Origin of the sequence: Tolypothrix tenuis PCC 7101 (genome assembly GCF_963874875.1) — a bacterium.
In the GTDB taxonomy this organism is placed as follows: Bacteria; Cyanobacteriota; Cyanobacteriia; order Cyanobacteriales; family Nostocaceae; genus Aulosira; species Aulosira tenue.
Genome location: NZ_CAWNJS010000001.1, coordinates 8,071,813 through 8,077,931 on the forward strand (window position 1 = coordinate 8,071,813; position 6,119 = coordinate 8,077,931).

Below are 6,119 nucleotides of genomic sequence, written 5' to 3' on the forward strand. Positions count from 1 at the left end.
ACTCCAAATTTTATCTACGGCTAATTTTCTAAGCAACGCCATAATCCGTATACTGCCTTTTATATGGAGGCTGCAATCCTAAAACGATATCTTCTTTAGGAATCCCCATCTTAACTAACTCCTCAGCAGGATTCTGATCTGTTAAATTCTGCTGCAGCCATATTTTGCCATTTTTAATATCAAAATGAATTACACATCGATAAATGCGATCAAATTCTTGCCATCCGACATTCATCCATTGATAATGATCTCGTTCCGTATCAAATATAAGTAGGGTTTCTATATCTTTATCATCAACATCATCATGAGCATAACAAGTGAGTAATTTCTGAATAGATTCTCGATACTTTGCTATTTTATCCATTGCACAATCACCTCATTCACAGGGTCATATACAACTAACAACATTTGATATTTTTGTACTGCTGTCTGTTTAAACTCCAGTTGAAAGAAAGTTCGATAGGCATCTACTGGAATTGCTAAATATAATAATCTATCTGGCTCTGTTTTTTCCAGCGCTAGGCGATAACTCAGGAATTGACCCAAAGCAGCGTAAAAATCGGTGATTGCAGAAGGATTCAGGAGGAAATTAAGAAAAAATTGTTACGAAAAGAAAATGATGCAAGTAAAGCCGAGCAAGGCGATCGCATCCTTTTATGTCAAAATAATCATGAACATGGTCATCGCGTCACTCATGTGGTAGAAACTGTAACTGCTACTGCTGAAGAACAAGATGGAATGTGGATACGCCAAGTTAAAGTAGTATGGGTGGCTCAAGATCCTTGGGAAAATGCACCGCAGACAGAAGATGTAATTGGTAATGAATTTTCATTCAGAGGTGGTAATTTAATTAGCGTTGATGCACCTTCAATTAAGCTTAATTTAGATAAGTTAACTACTGCCAAAGAAACGTCTCAATGATCAATTTATCAAGCACGTAATTTGTAGAGGCGAGGTTAACTCGCCTCTAGCATTTGGGGGAATTTATGTTTTGGTATTTTTTTAGTTTTGTGGTAGAAAGTTTTTCATACCTCTGCATCAGGCTAAACTTTGATATCCAAAGTCCGCACCAAAAACGCCCACTTATCTGTTAGTTCGTCAATAGTTTTAGTTGTAGGTTTACCTGCACCATGTCCGGCTTTCGTCTCAATTCTAATGAGTACAGGCGCATCACCAGCTTGAGCAGCTTGCATAGCCGCCGCAAACTTGAAACTATGAGCAGGAACCACGCGATCATCATGATCGGCTGTAGTAATCAATGTTGCTGGATAAGCTGTTCCTGGTTTAATGTTGTGCAATGGTGAATAGGCATATAGCGCTTTAAATTCTTCTGGGTTATCTGGCGAACCATATTCCGAAGTCCAAGCCCAACCGATGGTAAATTTGTGGAACCGCAACATATCCATGACCCCAACTGCTGCTAAAGCCGCACCAAACAAATCGGGACGCTGAGTCATACAAGCACCCACCAATAAACCGCCGTTACTACCACCTGCGATCGCTAGTTTTGCAGATTTGGTATAACCATTAGCAATTAGCCACTCAGCCGCAGCAATAAAGTCATCAAAGACATTTTGCTTTTTGAACTTCATTCCGGCTTCGTGCCATTCTTCACCATACTCGCCACCACCACGGATATTAGGCATTGCATGGATACCACCCATTTCCATCCAAACCAAAAGGCTTACAGAAAAACTGGGTGTCATTGAGGCATTAAAACCACCATAGCCATAAAGATAGGTGGGATTATTTCCGTCTAATTTAATGCCCTTTTTATGAGTGATAAACATTGGCACTTTGGTGCCATCTTTGCTTTGATAAAATACTTGTTTAGTTTCGTAATTTTCGGGATTAAAATCAACCTTTGGTTGCCGAAAAACTTCACTTTTTCCCGTCACCATATCATAGCGATAGATAGTGCCTGGTGTAGTAAAACTGGTGAAACTATAAAAAGTTTCAGTATCATAGCGCTTACCATAAAAGCCATCAACTGAGCCAATCCCAGGTAATTCTATTTCCCGAACTAATGCACCTTTCAAGTCAAAAATTTTAACTTGGCTGCGAGCATCTTTAAGATAATCAGCGATAAACTGATTATTTAAAATACTGACACCTTCTAAAGTTTCTGCTGACTGGGAAATGATTTCTTGCCAGTTTTTCTTTGCTGGCTTTTCAATATCAATCGCAACAACTCTGCCCCGGGGAGCGTTGAAATTGGTACGAAAATAAAAAACACTATCATCACGCTCAATAAAACTGTAATCTGCCTCAAATTTATTAATCAGTTCTACAACTGCAGATTTAGGATTAGTTAAATCTTTATAAAAAACCAAATTTTTGGAATCAGTCCCTAACCAAATCGATATGATTAAATACTTACCATCCTCTGTAACTCCACCATTAAAACCCCATTCTTTCTGGTCAGGACGTTGATAAATTAATATATCCTCTGATTGTGGAGTACCTAAGCGATGATAGTAAAGCTTTTGATAATAGTTGGTATCTTCTAACTTAGTTTTATTATTTGGTTCGTCATAGCGGCTATAAAAAAATCCTTGATTATCATTTGTCCAAGAAACATCAGAGAATTTGATCCATTTCAAATGGTCTGGTAAATCTTTACCTGTTTCAATATCACGAACTTTCCACTCTTGCCAATCAGAACCAGATGTAGATAAACTGTAAGCTAATAATTGACCATTGTTACTAATAGATAATCCTGACAACGCCACTGTCCCATCTTCGGAAAGTTTGTTGGGGTCAAGTAAAACCTTTGGCTCAGAATCAAGGGTTTTTAGAGTGTAGAGAACGCTTTGATTTTGCAGCCCATCATTTTTGAAATAAAAATAACGTTCAGTAGAATTATCTCCGAAAGATTTGCCTTCTTTAAATGGAATACTGTATCTTTCGTAATTCCATAATTTAGTGAGGCGCTGTCTAATTTTTTCTTTAGCAGGAACTTGATCGAGGTAGGCAGAAGTAACTTGATTTTGTGCCTCAATCCAACTTCTGGTTTCTGCCGAGTCGGGATTTTCTAACCAACGGTAAGGATCTGCTACTACAGTACCGTGATAGTTATCAACTTGATTGCTTTTGCGGCTAGGTGGGTAAGTCAGCATTTTTTTTGATGGAACTCGTTGCTGTGCATATTGTTTGAGGAAGTGACTCCTCTGCAAATTTTCCCCATCTGTGAATTTCTCAACTACTACTTGTGGAGAGAACTTGCTGGAAATTTTAGCATTAGCGACAGCAGCAGGTAGCAACCATTGGCAAATTATCACTGTTGCCAAAAAGGTTGCTAAAAGCCGAGTCCATTTGGCTTTTAGCATTGTGAATGATGAATGATGAATATTGGAATAGTTTAGGCAGTAGTATTCAGAATCAGTTTTTCTCCTTTAAGCATCCGTACTGCAGCTTCTAGTAAAGCTTCTTCTAGGTAAGGCTTGGTAAAGTAACCGCTAGCACCTAGTTGGATTGCCATTTGTCTGTGCTTATCTGCACCGCGCGAGGTGAGCATAGCGATGGGGAGGTGGTTGAGGTTGTGATCTTTCTGGATACGAGAGAGCAACTCCAGTCCGTCACAGCGAGGCATTTCAATATCGCAGAATACGATATCACAAGGCAACCCAGAGCGGAGTTTATCCCAAGCTTCTTGACCATCTCTTGCTTGTTCTACCCGGTAACCTGCCTTATTAAAGGTGAGAGAAAGTAATTCTCGTACTGTAATTGAGTCATCAACAATCAGCACTGTTGGATCAATTTTCTCAACTGCGACTTCCGGTAGAGTAGGAGTAGATTTTTGCTGCCAAAGGCCACCACTTTGTTTAGACATCCGTCCTTGGAAGATGTCCATAATTTCTAGCACGTCAGCAATCGGCATAATCCGACCATCTCCTAAGACGGTAGCACCTGCTACACCTAAAGGTTTGGGTGCTGGCCCTTCAAATTGCTTAATTACAATTTCTTGCTCACTCAGTACTAAATCTATTTGTAAGGCTAGGAGGTTATTTGCCGATCGCACTACGACCACAGAAACCATATCATCATCGCGAGTTCCACCGTAAACACTACCGCGACTGATTTGGCGATTGAAGGCTAACAGATCTTTCAGTGGACGGAATGGCAATATTGTGTCTCGCCAAGCAATAAATGTTTGGCCATCGGCATTCTGCTGAATACTCTTGACAGGGATATCTAAAGTATCTTCTACCCCGTCCATTGGGAAGGCAACTCTGGCTTTATCGGAAACACAGCAAAGGGCTTTACAAATACTCAGGGTAAGTGGGAGACGAATTGTAAAGGTAGTTCCTTTACTGATCACAGAATCAGTGCTAACTGTTCCGCGCACTTCGCTAATTTCCGAGCGTACGATGTCCATTCCCACACCACGCCCAGAAATCTCATCCGCTTCGTCTTTAATACTAAAGCCAGAGTGGAACAGCAAATTGTAGATTTCCATGCGCGTGATGGTTTTTGCTTCTTCTGCTGTCAGCATTCCCAACTTCAACGCTTTGGCTTTGATTTTTTCAGTATCGATACCTGCACCATCATCGCCCACAGAGATCACAGTTTGGTTACCTTGGTGGAAAGCGCGAATCTTGATTTCTCCCACAGGATTTTTACCTGCAGCTTGTCGCACATCTGGCGTTTCAATACCGTGAGCGATCGCATTATTGAGCATATGAGTTAGTGGATCGGTCAGGTGATCCAAAATCATTTTGTCAATTAAGGTATCTCCACCCTCAATCATTAACTCCACTTGCTTACCATATTTAATGGCATTATCCCGTACTCCTCGCCGCAAGCGATCGATCGCTTGAGAGAAAGGCACCATTCGGGCGCGTGTCAATCCCTCTTGCAGTTGAGTTGTGGCTTGGCGAAACTGTCGCGCGACTCTCTCGGTTTCTTCCGTCACAAAGTCAATGTCACTCGCTGACTCACGTACCCTGACGATCATTTCAATCATTTCTTGGGACAGTGTATGGAAAGGCGTAAACCGATCCATTTCCAATTCACTGAAACCCCTGTCAGAATTGGAATCACTTGATGAGCCACCAGATTCTCTATGTTTGCGAGTAGCTAACAAAGAAGCTTCCAAAAGCGATCGCTCGTATAATTCTTGCATCCGCGCGCCAACATCAGATAGCTGTTGTACCTGAATCAACAAGTTATCTAGCGACTGTCGCAGACGTTCGTGATCCTGCTCCAAAGTATTGCGATTTACTACCAGTTCCCCCACTAGATTGCTCATATCATCTAGTTGCTTCACTGGAACTTTCATCGTTTCTTCAAATCTTGCACCCCGACGGGTAGCGGGACGTGCGACTTTACCTGGGGTTGATTTGATTGATGGTGAATGAGATATTGTTTGATCTGCTTCCGCCAACAATTTTTCTAAGTCACCAAATTCATCTTCTAATTCTGGTGATGTAGCAGCAGTGCTGGCATTATTGTAAGCGTTAGGTGGTTGCGATTGTTGTGGGTAAACAGGTAAAGGTGCAGCTGATGGCTCTTCATTGAGATCTGTATCCAACAATGCTTCCAGAGCCGCAAAATCTTCTTCTTGTAACGGGGAAGCTAATTCCTCTTCTAGTAATGTTTCTAATTCAGCAAATTCATCTTCTGGAGTTGATGGTGGCACATCCAATTCTGCTTCTGCTGCGGTAATTGTTGCGACTTCATCTGTCTGGGTTATGTTCTCCAATGATGCAGACAAATCACTTGCAGCATCTAATTCAACTACATTGTTGGCGTAGGCGTAGCCCGTCGTAGACATCGCAGCATCAGTGTCTTGGGTATTCGCTGTGTCCTCCAGCGTTGCTTGGGCTTGCAGTAAAGTTTCTGTTGTTAATAAATCATCTAGTAAACTTAATTCTGCGCTATCAGCAATAGTCGTTTCTGCAGTATCTAAAATCTCTGAAGTTACTTCAGGCTGTTCTAATGCTGTTGCTTCGCCGAAATTCAATTCTAAATCTGCTGATGTTGCTAGTAACTCATTACCTAAATCTAATGTTGCAAATTCATCATTATTTGTTTCTGCTGTTTCAACATTTGCTAATAAATCTATATTATTTTCCGGCTGTGCTAATTCTGCTACTTCACCAAAATTCAGGTCTAAA

The 6,119-nt window shown here is 41.1% G+C and carries 4 protein-coding genes and 1 pseudogene; 1 reads left to right on the forward strand and 4 read right to left on the reverse strand.

Annotation, left to right across the window (positions count from 1 at the left end):
- Positions 1 to 28: 28 nt before the first annotated feature.
- Positions 29 to 364 carry a XisI protein gene (locus tag AACU25_RS31835; protein ID WP_096582551.1) on the reverse strand — a complete coding sequence of 112 codons (336 nt, stop codon included), beginning with the start codon at positions 362 to 364 and terminating at the stop codon, positions 29 to 31.
- Positions 352 to 582 (reverse strand): annotated as a pseudogene (locus tag AACU25_RS31840) (element excision factor XisH family protein); the annotation flags it as partial. The pseudogene AACU25_RS31840 and the gene AACU25_RS31835, both read right to left, overlap by 13 nt.
- A gap of 18 nt (positions 583 to 600) precedes the next feature.
- On the opposite strand from AACU25_RS31840, the gene AACU25_RS31845 reads away from it, so the two are divergent.
- Positions 601 to 921, forward strand: a complete 321-nt coding sequence (locus tag AACU25_RS31845; protein WP_096582555.1) for a hypothetical protein — start codon at positions 601 to 603, stop codon at positions 919 to 921.
- 122 nt (positions 922 to 1,043) lie between these two features.
- Here AACU25_RS31845 and AACU25_RS31850 read toward each other — a convergent pair whose 3' ends face one another.
- Positions 1,044 to 3,119, reverse strand: coding sequence for a prolyl oligopeptidase family serine peptidase (locus tag AACU25_RS31850; RefSeq protein ID WP_096584338.1), 2,076 nt, complete (start codon positions 3,117 to 3,119; stop codon positions 1,044 to 1,046).
- A gap of 242 nt (positions 3,120 to 3,361) precedes the next feature.
- On the reverse strand, positions 3,362 to 6,119 hold a 2,758-nt coding region (locus tag AACU25_RS31855), incomplete at its 5' end, for a hybrid sensor histidine kinase/response regulator (protein ID WP_339382090.1).